General features: G+C 66.8%; 16 protein-coding genes. 8 read left to right on the forward strand and 8 right to left on the reverse strand.

From position 1 onward, the window contains the following. The first annotated feature begins 92 nt into the window (after positions 1-92). Positions 93-1,766 carry an energy-dependent translational throttle protein EttA gene (ettA, locus tag ACE37B_RS04125; RefSeq protein WP_409922009.1) on the forward strand — a complete coding sequence of 558 codons (1,674 nt, stop codon included), beginning with the start codon at positions 93-95 and terminating at the stop codon, positions 1,764-1,766. Positions 1,767-1,816: 50 nt separating this feature from the next. Here ettA and ACE37B_RS04130 read toward each other — a convergent pair whose 3' ends face one another. Then, positions 1,817-2,677, reverse strand: a complete 861-nt coding sequence (locus ACE37B_RS04130; RefSeq protein WP_409922010.1) for a GGDEF domain-containing protein — start codon at positions 2,675-2,677, stop codon at positions 1,817-1,819. A gap of 376 nt (positions 2,678-3,053) precedes the next feature. Between ACE37B_RS04130 and ACE37B_RS04135 the strand changes: the two genes are divergently transcribed. Both ACE37B_RS04135 and ACE37B_RS04140 read left to right on the forward strand, forming a co-directional pair. Continuing rightward, on the forward strand, positions 3,054-3,818 hold the full coding sequence (locus ACE37B_RS04135) for an inositol monophosphatase family protein (RefSeq protein WP_409922011.1): 765 nt from the start codon (positions 3,054-3,056) through the stop codon (positions 3,816-3,818). A gap of 22 nt (positions 3,819-3,840) precedes the next feature. Then, positions 3,841-4,668: an enoyl-CoA hydratase-related protein gene (locus ACE37B_RS04140; RefSeq protein WP_409922012.1), complete on the forward strand. Its 828-nt coding sequence runs from the start codon at positions 3,841-3,843 to the stop codon at positions 4,666-4,668. A 75-nt stretch (positions 4,669-4,743) separates the two neighbouring features. Here the strand turns inward: ACE37B_RS04140 and ACE37B_RS04145 are convergent, their stop codons facing one another. The 6 genes from ACE37B_RS04145 to ACE37B_RS04170 form a co-directional block, all read right to left on the reverse strand. Further along, the gene (locus ACE37B_RS04145; RefSeq protein WP_409922887.1) at positions 4,744-6,024 is read right to left on the reverse strand and encodes a hypothetical protein; all 1,281 of its coding nucleotides are present in this window, start codon (positions 6,022-6,024) and stop codon (positions 4,744-4,746) included. 351 nt (positions 6,025-6,375) lie between these two features. Continuing rightward, positions 6,376-7,560 carry a hypothetical protein gene (locus ACE37B_RS04150; protein WP_409922013.1) on the reverse strand — a complete coding sequence of 395 codons (1,185 nt, stop codon included), beginning with the start codon at positions 7,558-7,560 and terminating at the stop codon, positions 6,376-6,378. Between the two features lie 183 nt (positions 7,561-7,743). Beyond that, entirely contained in the window at positions 7,744-9,366 is a 1,623-nt protein-coding gene (locus ACE37B_RS04155; RefSeq protein ID WP_409922014.1) for a PEP-utilizing enzyme, read from the reverse strand. A gap of 133 nt (positions 9,367-9,499) precedes the next feature. Then, complete coding sequence (locus tag ACE37B_RS04160) at positions 9,500-9,964, reverse strand: VOC family protein (RefSeq protein WP_409922015.1); 465 nt, start codon at positions 9,962-9,964, stop codon at positions 9,500-9,502. A 60-nt stretch (positions 9,965-10,024) separates the two neighbouring features. Then, positions 10,025-11,653 carry a PEP-utilizing enzyme gene (locus ACE37B_RS04165; RefSeq protein ID WP_409922016.1) on the reverse strand — a complete coding sequence of 543 codons (1,629 nt, stop codon included), beginning with the start codon at positions 11,651-11,653 and terminating at the stop codon, positions 10,025-10,027. A 163-nt stretch (positions 11,654-11,816) separates the two neighbouring features. After that, positions 11,817-11,945 carry a hypothetical protein gene (locus ACE37B_RS04170; RefSeq protein WP_409922017.1) on the reverse strand — a complete coding sequence of 43 codons (129 nt, stop codon included), beginning with the start codon at positions 11,943-11,945 and terminating at the stop codon, positions 11,817-11,819. Between the two features lie 124 nt (positions 11,946-12,069). On the opposite strand from ACE37B_RS04170, the gene ACE37B_RS04175 reads away from it, so the two are divergent. Continuing rightward, complete coding sequence (locus tag ACE37B_RS04175; RefSeq protein ID WP_409922018.1) at positions 12,070-13,725, forward strand: ABC1 kinase family protein; 1,656 nt, start codon at positions 12,070-12,072, stop codon at positions 13,723-13,725. 82 nt (positions 13,726-13,807) lie between these two features. Then, a complete protein-coding gene (gene nucS / locus ACE37B_RS04180; protein WP_409922019.1) occupies positions 13,808-14,479 on the forward strand; it encodes an endonuclease NucS in 672 nt (223 codons plus the stop codon). 70 nt (positions 14,480-14,549) lie between these two features. Here nucS and ACE37B_RS04185 read toward each other — a convergent pair whose 3' ends face one another. Continuing rightward, positions 14,550-15,533 carry a hypothetical protein gene (locus tag ACE37B_RS04185; protein ID WP_409922020.1) on the reverse strand — a complete coding sequence of 328 codons (984 nt, stop codon included), beginning with the start codon at positions 15,531-15,533 and terminating at the stop codon, positions 14,550-14,552. A 96-nt stretch (positions 15,534-15,629) separates the two neighbouring features. On the opposite strand from ACE37B_RS04185, the gene ACE37B_RS04190 reads away from it, so the two are divergent. The 3 genes from ACE37B_RS04190 to manA all read left to right on the forward strand — a co-directional run bounded on the left by ACE37B_RS04190 (position 15,630) and on the right by manA (position 18,371). After that, complete coding sequence (locus ACE37B_RS04190) at positions 15,630-16,715, forward strand: S-(hydroxymethyl)mycothiol dehydrogenase (protein ID WP_409922021.1); 1,086 nt, start codon at positions 15,630-15,632, stop codon at positions 16,713-16,715. Next, entirely contained in the window at positions 16,712-17,341 is a 630-nt protein-coding gene (locus ACE37B_RS04195) for an MBL fold metallo-hydrolase (protein WP_409922022.1), read from the forward strand. The genes ACE37B_RS04190 and ACE37B_RS04195 overlap by 4 nt, the downstream gene beginning before the upstream one ends. Positions 17,342-17,402: 61 nt before the next feature. Continuing rightward, entirely contained in the window at positions 17,403-18,371 is a 969-nt protein-coding gene (manA, locus tag ACE37B_RS04200; RefSeq protein WP_409922023.1) for a mannose-6-phosphate isomerase, class I, read from the forward strand. Positions 18,372-18,398 lie beyond the last annotated feature (27 nt).

The raw sequence follows: 18,398 nt of genomic DNA on the forward strand, positions 1-18,398 counted from the left end.
ATCGGTAACAGAACCGCTCGGCTCCCCGGTCACCGCGAACCGGCCGTGGACGTCGTGGGCGAGTTCGGCGCTTCGGTACCCTGGGCCGCACCATGGCGCACGAATTCATCTACCAGGCCTACAAGCTCAAGCGGGTCTACCCGCCGGACAAGACGGTCCTCGAGAACATCTCGCTGTCGTTCTACCCCGGCGCCAAGATCGGCGTGCTCGGCTCCAACGGTGCCGGCAAGTCGTCGCTGCTCAAGATCATGGCGGGGCTCGACGACGGGTTCCAGGGCGAGGCGCGCCTGACCCCCGGGTTCACCGTCGGCTACCTGGCCCAGGAGCCGCAGCTCGATCCGGACAAGGACGTCAAGGGCAACGTCATGGACGGCGTGGCCGAAGTGCAGTCGATCATCGACGAATACAACGAGGTCATGGCGAAGTGGGCCGACCCCGACGCCGACTACGACAAGATCGGCAAGCAGCAAGCCGCCCTCGAAGACAAGATCGCCGCGACCGATGCGTGGTCGCTCGAACGCAACGTCGAGATCGCGATGGACGCGCTGCGCTGCCCGCCCGACGACGCCGACGTGTCGGTGCTGTCCGGCGGTGAGCGACGCCGGGTCGCGCTGTGCCGGCTGCTGCTGTCACGCCCCGACCTGTTGCTCCTCGACGAGCCGACCAACCACCTCGACGCCGAATCCGTCGACTGGCTCGAACGCTTCCTCGGTGACTACTCGGGCACGGTCGTCGCCATCACCCACGATCGTTACTTCCTCGACAACGTCGCCAAGTGGATCCTCGAACTCGAACGCGGCAAGGGGTTGCCCTTCGAAGGGAATTACTCATCCTGGCTCGAGCAGAAGCAGGACCGTCTCGAGCGCGAGGAGCGCGGCAACGAGGCGCGGAAACGGACGCTCGCCCGCGAGCTCGAATGGGTGCGGATGGGAGCCAAAGCCCGACAGGCCAAGGGCAAAGCGCGGCTCAACGCATACGAGAAGCTGCACGCCGAAGCCAAGGCCGCCGAGCAGCAGGTGTCGGAGCTGCAGATCACGATCCCGGCGGGCCGCCGATTGGGCGACCAGGTGATCGAGGTCGAGAACCTCCGGAAGGGCTTCGGCGACAAGCTGCTGATCGACGATCTCTCGTTCACGCTGCCCCCAGCTGGCATCGTGGGCATCATCGGCCCCAACGGCGCCGGCAAGTCGACGCTGTTCAAGATGCTCGCAGGCCGAGAGCAACCGGATTCGGGCTCGATCAAGATCGGCGAGACGGTCGATCTCAGCTACGTCGACCAGGATCGCGATGACCTCGACCCCGACGCGACCGTGTACGACGAGATCACCGGCGGCGGCGAAGTACTCGAAGTCGGTGGCCGCGAGATCCACGGACGCGCCTACGTGTCGAGCTTCAACTTCAAGGGCACCGATCACGGCAAGCGAGTCGGCGACCTGTCGGGCGGCGAACGCAACCGCGTCCACCTCGCCAAGTTGCTGAAGTCGGGCGGCAACGTGCTGCTGCTCGACGAGCCGACCAACGACCTCGACGTCGACACGCTTCGCGCGCTCGAGGCCGGCCTCGAATCATTCCCGGGTTGCGCCGTGGTGATCTCCCACGACCGCTGGTTCCTGGATCGGATCGCGACCCACGTGCTCGCCTTCGAAGGCGACAGTCAGGTGCGCTGGTTCGAAGGCAATTTCAGCGAGTACGAGGAACGCCGCAAGCAGGAACTCGGTTCCGCCGCCGACACGCCACACCGGATCAAGTACAAGAAGCTCGCCTGAACGGTCGGCTCACCTCACCGAGGGCCGGTCGTCAGGCCGAGGCACCGTCGTCAGACGTCTCGACCAGCATCGAGCCGATCACTGCTCGTACGCAATGCCGTGAGCGACTCGACCGTGAGCCGATTCTGCTTGTTGCGGTACAGGACCTGATCGGCGGTGGCGAGCACCGAGTCGATGCCACCGTCGAGTCGACTGCAGACTCGGCCGACGGTCACCTCGACATCGATGCCGTCGAGGTCGAAGTGCATGCGGTCGGGGACCCCGACGGATGCCAACGGAACGACGTACGTGAACTCGTCGCCGCCGATGCGTCCGACCACGCCTGCGTCGCCGATCGTCGATCGAAGCCAACGCGCCACGAGCACGAGCGCGTCATCGCCACGAGCATGCCCGAACCGGTCGTTGAGGGACTTGAAGCGGTCGAGATCGAGCATTCCGACTTCGAAGGTGGTGCCTTGCGGAGTCGACTCGACCAGCTCGGCAACCCCATCGAAGAACCCTCGACGGTTCGCGATGCCGGTGAGGACGTCGGTCGACGCCCAACTCCGGAGGATCGTTCGGGTGCGATCGAGATGTTCGACCAATCGAGCGGTGAAGTGCAGCGCCAGTGGCGCAACCAGCAATGGGATCAGGCCGCTCCACAGCAGAGCCTGCTGCCAGAACTCGGGCTGGGAGAAGCCGTCGGTGAGCAACAGCACCGCAATCATGAGCGTTTCGGACCCGAGGACGACCATCGCGGTGCACCAGACGACGTAGCCCATGACACCTCGCTTGCGAACCAAGCTGAGCATCGACTGCTCCAGACGCGAGAGTTCACCGACATCGGCGGGCGTCACCAGCGTGGCCGCGTTCCCGGTCCCGGATCGAGGCGCACGGGTCGCAGGCAGCGCTCCACGTTCTCGTCCGGACATGAAAGTTCTTTCGGCAGCATCGGCTCGACAGCTGAACATCCTTGACGGAATCGAGAGGGTTCGTCGCCAGGTGTTCGTCGTCGCCGATCGAGGACGGACGGAGAGAAACGGCTTGCGTCGTCCATTCGTTGACGGCGCCCCACGTCGTCGCGCCCAGCGCGACCTGATCGGTGAGACTCGACGGCGACATGAGCCCGAGTGGGCGCCGAAGGTCTCGCACGGAGACGGGATCTTCGTCGCGCGGTCGGCCTGAACATGCCTGGACAGCTGCAAGACCGGCTGGATGGACAGCGGCATGATCGGCTGCATGATCGGCTGCATGATCGGCTGCATGATGGGCTGCATGATGGCGTGACGGTGCTGCCATGATGAGGCGATGGCAGCAGACGGGGCGTCGACCGAAACCGACGCGCAGCTCGCCACCCGCCTCGCTGTCGAGACCGGCCAGATCCTGGTCCGCTTGCGGGCGCAGCTGTTCACCGAACGCACGAGCACCTGGGACGTGAAAGACGCCGGCGATGCCGCTGCGCAGGCGTTTCTTGCCCGCGAACTCGCCCAGCACCGTCCGAGCGACGCGGTGCTGTCCGAGGAAGGCAACGAGGACCGACGTCGCTTCGACGACGATCGTGTGTGGATCATCGATCCGCTCGACGGCACCCGAGAGTTCAGCGAACCCGGTCGCATGGACTGGGCGGTGCACGTCGCACTCTGGGATCGTGACCGCTTCGGAGCTGGTGCCGTCAGCCTTCCGGCGATCAACGCGGTGTTCTGCACCGATCCGGCTCCGCCGATTCCGCCGTCGGAGCGCGATCGGCCTCGCCTCGTGACCTCACGAAACCGTGCCCCGTACTCGGCGGTGTTGGTCGCCGAGGGGCTCGACTGCGATGCCGTTCGCCTCGGTTCGGCCGGCGCCAAAGCGATGTCGGTCGTGATGGGTGAGGCTGACATCTACGTCCATGACGGCGGCATGTACCAGTGGGACTCCGCGGCGCCCGCGGCCGTCGCGCTCGCTGCGGGATTCCACGTCTCTCGACTCGACGGTTCGCCGATCGTCTACAACGAGCGCGACCCGTGGCTCCCCGACTTCATCGTGTGTCGCCCCGAATTCGCCGAGCCGGTGCTCAAGGCGATCTGGGGCTGAACGGGACTCGATCGTGACATCGATGCCGCCAGCCCCGACGGATCTCCGAGCGGTCCGCTTCGAGGTCGACGACCGGGTCGCCACCGTGTGGCTCGATCGACCGCACCGGAGCAACGCGTGGACCGGAACGATGCACGCCGAGTACCGCGCCGTCATGGCACACCTCGAGCACCGGGACGACGTCCGGGCGGTAGTCGTCACCGGGACCGGGGCTGCGTTCTGTGTCGGCGGAGACAGCACCGCGCTCGAGGCCCACGTCGAGCGCGGCAGCTACGACACCGGACTGCCACCCGATCCGGCCCGACCCGGCGGCGGCGACCGCCTCGACGCCGACTTCGCCTGGCAGCTCGGCTACCGACTGCCGATCATCGCTGCCGTGAACGGAGCGTGCGCCGGCGTCGGCCTCGCCTTGGCGTTGTTCTGCGATCTTCGTTTCGCGGCCGGACCTGCGAAACTGACGACGGCTGCGCCAAAGCTCGGTCTTCCGGCCGAGTACGGCATGTCGTGGATCCTGCCCCGTCTCGTCGGAGCGACGCGAGCGGCCGACCTGCTGCTCTCCGGTCGCATCGTGACGGCGGCGGAGACCGCGGACTGGGGGCTGTGGAACGAGGTGACCCCGAACGGAGTGAGCGCCATCGCAGCGGCGACCGCGTGGGCTCGGAACCTGGCGGCGACCACCGGCCCCGCTGCCGTCGCGACGACGAAGCAGCAGCTCGCCGCCGATCTGCTCCGCCACGACCCCGCCGCATCGGTCGACGACTCGCTCCATCTGATGAACGAGGCGATGGGCACCGAGGAGTACCGCGAGGGCATCGCGGCCTTCGTCGAGCGCCGCCCGCCTCGATTCTGACACGCCGTCGACGCTGACGGCCCCCGATCGCTGCCGGCCCTGATTCCCGAAACACCGATTCCCGGAGCGAGCGGGTCAGGTCGCCGTGATCGCCCCGGTCGACGGGTTGCGAACACAGTCGACCCGCGTGTCGCCGCCGCCCGCGGCGACCGCGGCAGCCAGGCACTGGGCGAGCACCCCGTGGCCGGCCGCGTTGGGATGCCACGACTCCTGACACGTCTGGAACCACTCGGTGCACACGCCTTGGATCCGGGCGATGTCGAGCTTGTCGGTGCCGTTCAGGCTCGTCAGGTGCACGCCCGTCGGCACTCCGCCCGAAGTGTCCATCAGACGAACCGGCGTCGCCAGCACCCCGGTCGGGCTGTTCGAACGTTCACAGAGCCGCGCCCCGTCGAAGGCCCGTTGGACGTTCAGGTAGACGAGGTTCGTCGCGGGGAACTCCGCCGACAGCGAGGTGTGGACGCCCTGCACCAGGTTGCCGAGGCCCTGCGAGAACTGGTGCGCCGGCCCGAGGCTCGCCCGATGCGCCGGACACCCGGCCGCATACCGCTCGCGCACGAGGTCACGGAACTTGTCACGCGTGTCGCTACGTCGGCTCTCGGTGTGGAACCGCGAGTCGAAGTCGAACGGCAGCGGGTTGGTGTAGTCCTGCAGGACGATCGTGTGCTCGCCGTCGGCGTCGACCTGCTCGAGCGTCTGAACGACCTGGCGCACGGCGGCGAGCGTCTCGGCTTGCGCGGCGCTCATCTGAGCCGGGGTCGCGAGGTCGTCAGCGCTGCACGGATCCTGCGGGCTGGACGAGCCCGTGATCCAGTTGATGATCGGCACCCAGAACTCCCACCAGCCGATGTACCCGTCGGCGACGAACCGGCCGGCGCAGTCGGCGGCGACCGAGCCGAAGGTGAAACTGGAGTTGTTCGAGCCGAGGCCGATCAGCACCACGTCGATGTCGTGGGTCTGCGACACCGCCACGAGTTGATCGAGTTGTGCCTGCACCGTGCGGCCGCTCGCACGGTCGATGGAGTCGTTCGCGATGTCGTGCGGTTGGCCTCCCGAGCAGGCGAGATTGAATCGAGCGCTGATCCCGGGCAGGTTGGCCTGCTGGATCGAGGCGTTGGCCGACCGGTGGCAGAAGAACGCGTTCGAATTGCTCGCCGACCAGCCCGGGAAACCCTGCGCGACGCCGTTCACGTCGACGACCGGTTGGTACGCACCTGCGCCTTCGCCGGAGATGAAACTGTCCCCCATCGCCACCGCCGCGGTGGGAAGGGCGACCGGAGCGGCGACGGGCGCCGCGATGCGCACCGACTCCTGCTCGACCGGCGCGGTGCGCGCCGACGCTCCCGGCGCCGGCACCACCGCCGTCGCAGCGAGCAGTGCGGCGATCCAGCCGATCGACCGGCGTCGCCGCCGGCGCGTTCGCGCGGTGCGGTTGACCACTACGTCGTTCATTCGATCCCCCGATCGGTACGTCGCCCGGCCAGATTCTCCACCGTCTCCGGCGTGCGTGTCAATGAACGAGCTGGACTCGCACGGCGTGAACGATCATCAGCGCTCACGTCGCGAGCATCAGTACCCAGACCGCTCCACTGGCGACTCCACTGGCGACTCCACCGGCGACTCCACCGACACGGCGATGGCCGAGCGTCGCGGACCGGGGCCGAGAGCGGCTCGGTCGACGACCGCACTCGCCGGAGCGTGTCGCCGTCAGCCGCCTGCGACCGCGAGGTAGTGGTCGAACGCCGGCCGGGTCGTTCCGTCACCACGGACGAGACCCGACGTCAGGAGCCAGCTGCGGAATCGCTCGACGAAGTCGCCTCCGACCTCGGATTCCAAGAGTTCGGTCACGGCGCCGTAGTCCAGTTCGAACGTCTCCTCGGACCAGTCGAGAAACTCGAACACGAACGCCGCACGGATCTGCTCGATCGACGAGATGTGCTCCAGTGCCACCTCGAACCAGGCAAGCTGGTCCTCGTCGGAGGAGCCGTTGAGCGCGCCGGCCGGACAGCCGAACTCGTGGAACACGATCGGTCGGCCGTCAGCGATCTCGACGTATCGATCGATTTGTTCGGTCGCCTGCGCCAGCGGTCGAATGACCAGCCCTTCGTCGAGGCAGTAGTGATTGACGCTCAATGCGTCGACTGCCGTGCGCATTCGATCGATCGCTGGGTCGTCGATGAACGGATCACCACCAGCGAACGTGAACGTCACCGGCACGTCGGGCGCCAACTCGTCCATCGCTGCGGTCACTCGTTCGACAAGCGTGGCGAAGTCGCCACGATCCAGTTCCTCGTCGTCGGCGAACGGTGGTTCGTTGGCGATCGACACCAACCAGACGTCGTGAGCGCGCAGCGTCGGGAGCGCTGCCTCGAGCATGGCAACGTAGGCATCTCCCGCGGCCACGGGTTCGAATTCGCCGAGCCAGGCCGGAAACTCCGTGCCCGACACGTCGACGGCGGCGATGGTGACCATCGGCGCAAGGCCGGCGTCGACGATGTCGCCGAGCGCCTCGTCGAGCTCATCGAATCGATAGCTGCCCTTCTCGGGCTCGACGTCGATCCAGTCGACGAGGACTCGACCCACGCTCGACGCCGCCTCCGCTTCGCTCCAACGTGGTCCGATCGCCGCCAGCGAGTCCGGTGCGGGCGGGCTGAACCACGTCAACCCGAGGTGCGTCGTCGCATCAGGCGTCAGCACACGCGACGACGGCAACGCTTCCGCGGGCGCAGTCGACGCACTGGTCGACGCATTGGTCGACGGCAGCGTCGAGGCAGCGAGTTCGGCATCGCCGTCACTCGAACACGCTCCAGACAGCAGCGCGGTCGCTGCGACGGCGGCAGCGATTCGAGGAACGATCGACGCGGAGGCGACAAGGCGGTGTTTCGTGGTCATACCGGTCCTGTCGTGCCGACGATCTCGATCGGTTCAGTCGCCGAGCGCACCTCGACGCGGCGGCGCGCACTGCGTCCCCAGACGGTCACCGGAAACGGGGTACACGCCCGCGCCGTGGTGCCGATCCCGATGGGTGCCGCTGGCCTGCGAGCAGCGTTGCGCCGGTTCGAGGGGCGCGTTCGTTCAGAGGATCGTCACGGTGCCGGCGGCGCCGTCGACACGCACGATCGCGCCATCGGGAATGCGCTTCGTGCAATCGGTCACGCTCACGACGCAGGGAATACCCATCTCACGGCTCACGATCACCGCATGGGAGTTCATCGCTCCGACGCCGACGACGACGCCCCCGGCGGCGATGAACAACGGCGTCCACGATGGGTCGGTGTTCGGCGCGACGAGGATGTCACCGGGCTCCAGCGCGGACGGATCGGACGGATCGTTGATCACCCTGGCACGCCCTTCGACGACGCCGACGCACCCGGCTGCACCGGTGAGCACTCCCCCCGACGATGCCACGTCGGCCGACACCGAACTCTTGGCGTGCAGGTCGACGAGGTCGGGAATGCCCTTGTCGGACTCCACGAAGTAGGGCGGCTCGAGCGTCCAGAGTTGTTGCCAGGCCACCTTGCGGGTCGCGATCGTCTCGAGCATCGAGTCCGGGTCCGCCACGAACTGATCGAGTTCGGCGTCGAGCAACATGAACACGTCACGCGGTTCGTCGAGGTGACGACGGCCGAGTTCGCGCATCGCCACGCGCTGTTCGTTGATCACCCGGACGCAATTCGTCTTCGAGCGCTCCCGCCACGAGTTGAAGCGCAGCGCGGACGCTTGCGCGGCGATGATCGTCCCGGTCGCCTCGGCATCGCCCTTCACGCGCTCGAGCGCTTCCTTCGTGGCTTCCTCGCGATCGACGACGACGCGGGCGTAGCGAGCAGCGGGTGATTGCTCTGCGGGAGCCTGGCGCATCGAATCGATCAGCGCATGAGCGAGTTGCGGCTTGGTCTCCCACGAGTCGCTGTAGGGATCCCACTCGTTGGGTCCACGACATCCGTAGTTCTCGAGGAACTCCGTGAAGCGCTCCTCGTACTCGGCGCTCCCACGCTCGAGTCGTGACAGCGCCCACATCGCGTGGCTCGGGCCTGCCGAATCGACGTCACCGGCACCGGCGATCAACCGCAGCATCAGATCGGGCACGATCTGACCGAGGATGGTCGGACCGATCGCCGTGTTGGACGACGTGATCACGTGGTCGTTGAAGTTCACCCGGACGAGACCGGCCAACGACCGTGCGTACTCGACGAGTTCGGTATCGGAGAGCGACGACAGATCCGGGCGATCGGCGCGCAGTTGCAACGCCTGATCGCGGTGCGCATCGAGTTCGGGATACGACGATGTGCTCAGCACCCAACCCACCTTCTGCACCACACGCTCCCCCGCCGCCTCGTTGACGTCGTCAGGGTGCGCCACGTAGGGGGGCGTGTCGGGACGATTTCCGAAGAATGCTGCATCGACGCCGTCGGCGCCCGCACCGCTGCGCTCACCGAACACTCGCACGACGGACGCGTTGACGTAGAAGAACCCGTTGAAGAACCCGCAGGTCGGGTTGATGCCCTCGCTGGTCAACTCCGACATCTCGAACGCGCCGTTGTCGACGTTGCCATCACGCCACCCTTCGATGACGCCGGGCACCCACGACAGGGTCGCGCCCAGTGGGCTGATCGGATCGGGAAGGACGTCGCTCGCGTTCGAACGCGTGTACACCGGAAAGCGCGTGCTCGCCGGCGTGTCGGTGATCCAACCCGTCATGGTGTTCCCCTTGCTGTGTGGTGAGGCGCGATCGCACATCGACCCGCCAGCGCTCAGGATAGAACGCTGGCACGAGCAGCACGAGGCGTGGCGATGACGATCCGGGTCGCGCAGGCTTCCGGATCGTGCGGGGTCAGGACAACGCGGCGATCACGTCGGCGGGTGCCTGCACCAGTTCGATGAGCACCCCTTCGCCGCTACGCGGGGATGCCTCGTTGCCCTTGGGATGCAAGAAGCACACATCGTGGCCGGCAGCGCCCTTGCGTATGCCGCCCGGCGTGAAGCGCATGCCCTGTTCGGTGAGCCAGTCGACTGCTGTCGCGAGGTCGTCGATCCAGAGCCCGATGTGGTTCAACGTCGGCGAATGCACTTTCGGTGCGACCTCAGGGTCGATGGGTTCCATCAGGTCGATCTCCACCGCGTGCGGACCGTGGCCGAGTCGCAAGATGTCCTCGTCGACGTTCTCGGACTCGGCGCGGTAGTCGCCGACCTTGTCGACCCCGAGCAGACCGGTCCACAAGTCGGTCAGCGCCGATTTGTCGAGGCCGCCGATCGCCACCTGTTGGATTCCGAGCACCTTGAACGGTCGATCACTCATCGCGAGATGATCGCGCACGGACCCTCACCGCTCACAGACCGGCGGGCGGAGTCACCCGGCTCAGTGCACGGTGACGGTGCCCGCGTTGCCGTCGACGGTGATCGTCGCTCCGTCGGGAATCGACTGCGTCGCTCCCGTCACGCTCACGACGCAGGGAATGCCGAGCTCACGGCTCACGATGATCGCGTGGCTGACCTGTGCCCCGACGTCGACGACCACACCAGCCGCTGGCACGAACAGCGGGGTCCACGCCGGATCGGTGTGCGGCGCGACGAGGATGTCGCCCGGTTCGAGCGCCAACGGGTCCGACGCATCGAGAATCACCCGTGCCGTTCCGGTGACCACCCCGGGGCATCCGGGAATGCCGGTGAGCACCGACCCCGCCGTGCTGGTCGCGACGCGAGCCGAACCCCGCGTCGGCCACGTCGAGACCGACGGCAACGCTCCGTGGATGATGAACGGTGGTTCGAGCGCGAAGAGCTGCCGGTACTCCGACTCGCGCTGGCCGAGTCGTCCACGGAAATCGTCGGGAGCATTGACGAACGCGTCGAGTTCGTCGTCGAGCAGCATGTGGAACTCACCGACCGGGTAGTCGTGGCGCGCCGCCAGCTCGCGAAACGCCATGCGGACCTCGTGGATCACCTTGATGATGTTGGTCTTGGCCCGCTCTCGGCCTGCGAGATAGGCGTGCGCCGAAGCGAGTCCGGCCTGGAACTGTCCCAGCGTCTCCGGGTCACCCGCCAACGCTGCGGTGATCTGCTCGGTGATCGCCTCGCGTTCGGCAGCGCCCGCGGCCGCTCGCAGCGACGGGTCGCCGTCGTCGCGCTGCTTGCGCATCACCTCGATCAGGTCGAGCGCGAGCCTCGGCTTGGTCTCCCAGACGTCGCTGATCAAGTCCCATTCGTTCGGACCACGGCTGCCGTAGCGGTCGAGGAAGTCGTCGAAACCGGAGGCGAACTCGGTCGACGTGGGATCGAGTCGCGACAGCGCCCACATCGCGTGGCTGGGCAGGGCGGAATCCACGTCGCCGACCGACGTGATCAGCTTCAACGCGAGCGTCGGGTCGCCGATCGCCTCGGCGACGGCGGTGAGGATGCCGGGCCCGATCGAGGCTCCCGCGGTCACGGTCAGGTGGCGTTCGAAGAGCCGACGGACGAGCGGCAACATGGCTCTCGCCCGCTCGATGAGTTCGTGATCCTCGAGCCGGTCGAGTGCGGGCCGATCAGCACGGACAGCATCGGCTTCGGCCTGATCGTCGAGCAGCACCGACAGGTCACCGGTGAGCACATGACCCATCCAGGCACCGATTCGTTCACTGTTCGCCGGGCTTTCGTGCCACGGTTCGGGTACGTAGGCCGGCACATCAGGGTGATCACCGAAGTACGTGAGATCGATCATCTCCACAGTGAGGCCCGGCCCTCGAACCCCGAACAGCCTCGAGAGCGCCGCGTTGATGTACAGATAGCCGCCGAAGAACCCGATCACCTCGTCGGCGCGCACCTCGTCGGGTTCGCAGGTCCCGACCGAGAAGTACGAGTCTCTCCATCCCTGCATGACGCCCTGGGTCCACACGGTCGTCGCGCCGAGCGGACTCGCTGGGTCGGGCAACACTTCGCCCGCGTTCGCCCGCGTGTAGAACGGGTGACGCTCTGAGAACTCGAGATCGGTGATCCAACGATCGATCTGCATGCTTGGCCCCTTGTCCACCTCGCGCACACGCACGAGCTACGCCGAGCGTCGCCTCCCCTGGCGACACGGTGTGGAAACCGTAGTCGATCGGTGGCGCGAGGGCATGGCGAGGTCCGCGTGCGTCGAGCGACGTGCGAACGGCTGTTCAGCGTGGCGATGAGACTCAGCGGCGGACGCGAGCCGGCTGCAACGCAGCGTGCACCTGCGTCTGGTGCGCCCGCTTCCACACGAGACCACCGAGCGCGCTCGTGAGGACGAGCAGTTGCGCGGCGGTGAAGATGATGACGGACATGCTCGGTCATCGGCCGGTCCCACCGACGACTTGATTCAGGTTTTCGTCACGACGACTGTCAGCGACGAAGTTCACAGGGCTCCGTCGCCGCACCCGGTCCACGATGGGACATCATGGTGGCGGTATGACCACCACGCAGGCCGAAGCCGACAGCGACACGTCTGGTGGCCCGTCGCCGGATCGATCTTGGGCGGCCTTCACCGAGCGCGGGCCGTGGGTGGTCGAGCGCGACGAGGTTCGTTGGACCAACCTGGCCACGACGCTGCGCCGTCAAGCCCAGGGCGAGGTACCGGTACTGACCAAGCCGACTCGCCTGCCGCCCGGCGTGCACGTGATCACCGTGGCCACGCGACTCGCACGAGCGATCGTGCCATGGATGGTCCGCAAGAAGCGCCGCAAGCACGCCGACTCGGCGGCGAGTCGGGCCGACGTGTCGTTGCGGCTCCGTCGTGCCGCCGAAGACCTCGGACCGACCTACATCAAGCTCGGCCAGATCATTTCGTCCGGCGAGGGCCTGTTCCCGCCCGAACTGGTCGAGGAGTTCAAGAAGTGCCGTGATCAGGTTCCGGCCGAGCCGTTCTCGGTCGTCAAACAGACGATCGAGGAAGACCTCGGAGCTCGCTTGGAGGACGTGTTCGAGTCGTTCGAGGAGACCGCGATCGCCGCGGCCTCGATTGCCCAGGTGCACGCAGCACGACTGCGAACGGGCGAGCACGTCGTGGTCAAGGTGCAGCGTCCTGCCGTGTCGCAACTGGTGCGCAAGGACCTGCGCGTCATGGCCTGGCTCGCACCGCATCTCGTCGGGCGAATTCCCGTCGCCGCGCTGGCGAACCCGCCGGCGCTCGTCGAGTTGTTCGCCGAGACGATCGTCGAGGAACTCGACTTCCGTATGGAGGCCGCGAACATGCTCGATGTCGCGACGATGCTCCACGACCTGGAACAGGACCGCTACGTCGTACCACGGCCTCACCCATCGCTCGTCACCCGCCGGGTGCTCGTGATGGAGCGCGTGTACGGCTTCAACTTCGACGACGTCGCCGGGATGAAGGACGCCGGCATCGACACCGTCGACGTCGTCCGCACCGCGATGATCGCGTTCATGGAAGGCGCGATCGTCGAGGGCATCTTCCACGGTGACCTTCATGGTGGCAATCTGCTGGTGCTCGACGACGGTCGCACCGCGCTGCTCGACTACGGCATCGTCGGTCGGCTCTCGGGATCTCGCCGCAACGCGTTCCTGCGCTTGATGCTCGGAGCGACCACCAACGACGTCAAGGGCCAGATGGCAGCGTTCCGCGATCTGGGCGCGCTTCCCGCCGACACCGATCTCGACGCCGTCATCGCCGATCTCCGACTCGACCAGGAACCGATCGATCCGACGTCGCTCACCGGGGAGGAAATGGTCGCCGAGGTGCAGCGCGTCGTCAAGGCGCTTCTCGGATACGGGGCCAAGTTGCCGAAGGAGCTGATGCTGTACGTGAAGAACCTCGTGTTCCTCGACGGCGCAATCGCCCGGCTCGCACCCGACCTCGACCTGATCGGTGAGGTGTCGAACATCTCGATGCTGTTCGCAATGAAGCACGGCGAACGACTCGGTCGCGAACTCGGCGTCAACCCCGACGAGGTCGAGTTCGACATGGACGGGGTCAAGGCCAGCATGGGGCTCGATTCCAGCGTCAACTCGCTCACCTACCGCGAGTTGCAGGAACGGCGTGCGCTCATCCAAAAACGCATGCAGGATCACGTCGAGGCCGAGGGCGGCCGGCTGGGCCGCCGGTGATGCCGCCAGTCGCGCCACCCTGCGCTGGGTCTCGCGCCGCGAGCCCCATGCCAGCGACCGACCGGCGGTAGCGTCTCGAATCGTGCGCTTGGTGATCGCTCGCTGTTCCGTCGACTATGCCGGGCGTCTCGACGCGCACCTTCCCGAAGCCAACCGACTGATCATGGTCAAGGCCGACGGGTGCGTCGCGATCCACGCCGACGGCGGCGCCTACAAGCCGCTGAACTGGATGAACGCCCCGAACACGCTCGTCGAGATCGACGACGGCGACGGCCATCGATGGGTCATCTCCAACCCGAAGAAAGAAACGCTCACGATCAGGTTGCACGAGGTGCTGACCGACGTCTCCGAGGAACTCGGCGACGACCCCGGCCTGCAGAAAGACGGCGTGGAAGCACACCTGCAGGAACTGCTCGCTGCGAGCCCGCAGTCGATCGAGGCCGGACTCCGCCTCGTGAGGCGGGAGTATCCGACGGCGATCGGTCCGGTCGACCTGTTGTGTCGCGACGAGGACGACCGCGTCGTGGCCGTGGAAGTCAAGCGACGCGGTGAGATCGACGGTGTCGAGCAGCTTGCCCGCTATATCGAACGCCTCCATCTGGACTCGTCGCTCGGCGAGGTCCGAGGCGTGTATGTCGCCCAGTCGATCAAGCCGCAAGCCAAGGTGCTCGCCGAGTCGCGAGGCTTCCGCTGGGTCGAGGTCGACTACGACGAGCTCCGGGGCCTGCAGTCCGACGAACTCAAGCTCTTCTGACCCAACACCTGGGGTCAGACCCCAGCGGATCAACACCTGGGGTCAGACCCCAGGTGTTGGACGCTCGGGCTCAGCAGGACCGGCCGGGGAATGCGGGCCGAGGTACGACCTGGTACGTCGCGTCGCCCTCGGCGAAGAAGGTGAGCTCGGTCGAGGTCTCGAACAGGTCGCCGACCGCGACCCGATCGATCTCCACGCACTCGTTCACGTCGGAGAGCGAGACGCCCGTGTCTGCGGGCCACTCGACGACCGTCGGTTCGACCTCGTAGCCATCGAGGTCGTCGATGGGAAAGACGATCATCTCGTAGGCGTCGGGCTGATAGATCTCCTGCTCCCCCAGGTTGGCCTCGCCGACGACACCCGGAAGGTCGCGCAGGGTCTCGATGAAGCTGGCGAACCTCGCTCGATCGTCGTCCATCTCGCCATCGACCCCCAGCCCGCTGGTCACATCGAGCGCGTACGCCTCGTGCAAGTAGGTGGTGCCGTCGACCGTCACCCGAAGCGTGGCGGTGCCCGCGTCGGCGATGTTGGCGTCGGTCTCATACGACTCCTCGGCGAGCATCCCCGCCTCGCGAGCCGCATCGATGAGACGATCGAGGCCCTCCGGCGTGATCGACTGCACGCTCATGGGCGGAACCAACGGACCGGGGTAGACCGCAGCCGTGGCGGCTGGGGTGAGAACCCGACCGTCGGAGAGCACGAGCAGTTCCGGCTGCATCCGAAACGCCACCTCGCGCATCACGAAACCGCCGTAGTAGCCGAACTCGAGCACAGCGGTCACCTCATCCGCCTCGTCACCGTTGTCGTCGTCACCGTTGTCGTCGTCACCGTTGTCGTCGTCACCGGCAGGAGTGGAGCCGTCGCCCGGGACGGTCGGCGCCGTCACCGGAGGCAACGACGCATCGGAACCGCTGGACGAGTCGTCGGACCCGCACGAGGCCAACAGCGCGAGCGCCGGCATCACGGCGATGAGCGACAGCAGCGAACGACGACGGGACTGCGAGAGGCCGGTGACCGGTGACAGAGAGAAGCGTGACAGAGAGAAGCGTGACATAGAGATGAGACGACCTGAGCATGTCCGGAGTTCCCGAAGCACAAACCTTTCCGGCAAAATCTCACACGACCGCACTGCGCACTAACGTCAGCGTCCATGAGCCAAGAAGTACGCGGCGTGGTTGCGCTGTCCAAGGGAGCCCCGGTGTCGATCGAGACGATCATCATCCCCGATCCGGGTCCCGGCGAAGCGGTGGTCGTGATCCAAGCGTGCGGTGTCTGCCACACCGACCTCCACTACCGAGAGGGCGGCATCAACGACGAGTTCCCGTTCCTGCTGGGCCACGAGGCGGCCGGTCTGGTCGAGTCGGTCGGAGAAGGCGTCACGAACGTCGCCCCCGGTGACTACGTCATCTTGAATTGGCGAGCCGTGTGCGGGAACTGCCGCGCCTGCAAGCGTGGCCAACCCCAGTACTGCTTCGACACGCACAATGCTGGCCAGAAGATGACGCTGGCCGATGGCACCGAGCTCTCGCCAGCTCTCGGCATCGGTGCGTTCTGCGACAAGACGCTCGTTCACTCCGGGCAGTGCACCAAGGTCGACCCGAAGGCACCAGCGACGGCCGCAGGGCTCCTCGGCTGCGGCGTGATGGCCGGTATCGGGGCCGCCATCAACACCGGCCAAGTCACCCGCGGCCAGTCGGTCGCCGTGTTCGGCTGCGGCGGCGTCGGCGACGCAGCCATCGTCGGGGCCAAGCTCGCCGGAGCCTCGACGATCATCGCCGTCGACATCGACGACCGCAAGCTCGACTGGGCGAAGGGCTTCGGGGCAACACACGTGTGCAACTCCAGGAACACCGACCCAGTGGCATTCATCCAGACGGTCACCGACGGCAACGGCGCCGACGTGTGTATCGAGGCCATCGGACACCCCGAGGTCTACAAGCAGTGCTTCGAAGCACGCGACCTCGCCGGCACCGTCGTCCTCGTCGGCGTGCCGAATCCCGAGATGACCATCGAGCTCCCGTTCATCGAGGTGTTCGGTCGGGGCGGTGCCCTCAAATCGTCGTGGTACGGCGATTGCCTCCCCGAACGCGACTTCCCGATGCTGATCGATCTGTATCTGCAGGGCCGCCTCGATCTCGACGGTTTCGTGTCGGAAGAGATCGGTCTCGACGACGTCGAGACCGCGTTCCACAAGATGGAGAACGGCGAAGTCCTTCGCAGCGTGGTGGTGTTGTGACGATCGAACTCGTCACCACCGACGGCATCTTCGCGCTCGACGGTGGCGAGTGGGAGGTGACCAACAACATCTGGATCGTCGGCGACGACCGGGAGGTCCTGATCTTCGACGCGGCGCACGATCATCGTCCGATCGTCGATGCGGTCAACGGACGCCGTGTCGCCGGCATCGTGCTCACGCATGGCCACAACGACCACATCAACGCAGCCGTCGCCCTTCGCGACGCCGTCGACGCTCCCATTCTGCTCCACGACGCCGATCGGATGCTGTGGGACGTCGTGTACCCCGCCGACACGCCCGATCGATCGATCGAACCCGGCACCACCTTGTCAGCCGGCGGGCATCAGCTCGGGGTGCTCCACACTCCTGGCCACTCGCCGGGGTGCTGCTGCTTCCACGACGTGGCCAGCGGTGCGGTGATCAGCGGTGACACGCTGTTCTGCGGCGGGCCCGGGGCGACGGGACGCAGCTACTCCGACGAGCCGACCATCCTGGCCTCGATCCGAGACGTGCTGCTGGCCCTGCCAGACCACACGGTCGTACACACCGGCCACGGCGACACGACCACGATCGGCGCCGAACGACCCGGCGTTCTCCTCCGCGCCGCCGAACTCGGCCTCGCCTGACCCGCACCGGTTCGGTGTCGGGCTCCACCTCGACGCGCCCGTTGATGCGTACGCTCTCGCCATGCCGGTTCGGGTGATCGAGGGGTGTGTCCAGCACTACGCGTGGGGGGATCGCGAGTTCTTGCCGCGTCTGCTCGGGCTACCGGGGCGCGGCGAGCCGTGGGCGGAACTCTGGCTCGGCACGCATCCCAACGGACCCGCGACGCTGGCCGACGACGGCAGCCCGCTGGCTGACCTCACTGGGCCCCTCCCCTATCTGCTCAAGATCCTGTCCGCCGCCGAACCGCTGTCGCTGCAAGCCCACCCGACGCCAGCGCAAGCGGCAGCCGGATTCGAACGCGGCGTGTTCGGCGACCCGTTCGCGAAACCCGAGTTGCTCGTTGCGTTGACACCCTTCGACGCGCTCTGCGGGTTCCGACCCGCCGACACGACGATCGAGATCCTCGACGACATCGGCGCCGACGACCTGGCCCGACGAATGCGATCAGACGGTCTCCCTGCGGTCTTCCACGGCCTGTATCGGGGCGAGATCGACCCGCAGGACACGATCGGCGCGTGCGCAGGATCGGGTCGCACCGAAGCCGCCCTCGTCCGCCAACTGAACGAGCGATATCCCGGTGAGCCGAGCGTGGTCGCGACGCTGCTCCTCAATCTCGTCCACCTCGAACCCGGCCAGGCGATACACCTCACGGCCGGCAACCTGCACGCGTACCTACGCGGGTCCGGTATCGAGCTGATGGGAGCCAGCGACAACGTCGTCCGGGGCGGCCTGACGGTGAAGGAGGTCGACGTCGATCTGTTGCTCGACATCGTCGACACGACACCGCTCGACCGACCGGTGATGGAACAGAGAGCCGGCCGCTACGACCTGCCAGAGGCTGGCGTCGCGCTGCTCGCGCTCGCTCCCGGCGACAGCCACCGGGCGGTGGGTCACGAACTCGCGATCACCGGCGACGGGACCACCCTCTATCTGTCGCCGGGCACGCCGATCTTCGCCGCCGACACCACGTACGTCGTCACGCCGATCTGACCAGTCACCCCGGCTTCGAGGGCGTAT

Origin of the sequence: Ilumatobacter sp. (assembly GCF_046290335.1) — a bacterium.
GTDB lineage: Bacteria > Actinomycetota > Acidimicrobiia > Acidimicrobiales > Ilumatobacteraceae > Ilumatobacter_A.

What these genes read in the sequence shown, in the direction of transcription:
- ACE37B_RS04135 (WP_409922011.1), top strand. Translation starts at nt 3,054, where the DNA reads ATGGCAGCAGACGGGGCGTCGACCGAAACCGACGCGCAGCTCGCCACC.
- ACE37B_RS04130 (WP_409922010.1), bottom strand. Translation starts at nt 2,677, where the DNA reads ATGTCCGGACGAGAACGTGGAGCGCTGCCTGCGACCCGTGCGCCTCGA.
- ACE37B_RS04160 (WP_409922015.1), bottom strand. Translation starts at nt 9,964, where the DNA reads ATGAGTGATCGACCGTTCAAGGTGCTCGGAATCCAACAGGTGGCGATC.
- ACE37B_RS04190 (WP_409922021.1), top strand. Translation starts at nt 15,630, where the DNA reads ATGAGCCAAGAAGTACGCGGCGTGGTTGCGCTGTCCAAGGGAGCCCCG.
- ACE37B_RS04150 (WP_409922013.1), bottom strand. Translation starts at nt 7,560, where the DNA reads ATGACCACGAAACACCGCCTTGTCGCCTCCGCGTCGATCGTTCCTCGA.
- ACE37B_RS04155 (WP_409922014.1), bottom strand. Translation starts at nt 9,366, where the DNA reads ATGACGGGTTGGATCACCGACACGCCGGCGAGCACGCGCTTTCCGGTG.
- manA (WP_409922023.1), top strand. Translation starts at nt 17,403, where the DNA reads ATGCCGGTTCGGGTGATCGAGGGGTGTGTCCAGCACTACGCGTGGGGG.
- ACE37B_RS04140 (WP_409922012.1), top strand. Translation starts at nt 3,841, where the DNA reads ATGCCGCCAGCCCCGACGGATCTCCGAGCGGTCCGCTTCGAGGTCGAC.
- ACE37B_RS04185 (WP_409922020.1), bottom strand. Translation starts at nt 15,533, where the DNA reads ATGTCACGCTTCTCTCTGTCACGCTTCTCTCTGTCACCGGTCACCGGC.
- ACE37B_RS04170 (WP_409922017.1), bottom strand. Translation starts at nt 11,945, where the DNA reads ATGTCCGTCATCATCTTCACCGCCGCGCAACTGCTCGTCCTCACGAGC.
- ACE37B_RS04175 (WP_409922018.1), top strand. Translation starts at nt 12,070, where the DNA reads ATGACCACCACGCAGGCCGAAGCCGACAGCGACACGTCTGGTGGCCCG.
- ACE37B_RS04165 (WP_409922016.1), bottom strand. Translation starts at nt 11,653, where the DNA reads ATGCAGATCGATCGTTGGATCACCGATCTCGAGTTCTCAGAGCGTCAC.
- ettA (WP_409922009.1), top strand. Translation starts at nt 93, where the DNA reads ATGGCGCACGAATTCATCTACCAGGCCTACAAGCTCAAGCGGGTCTAC.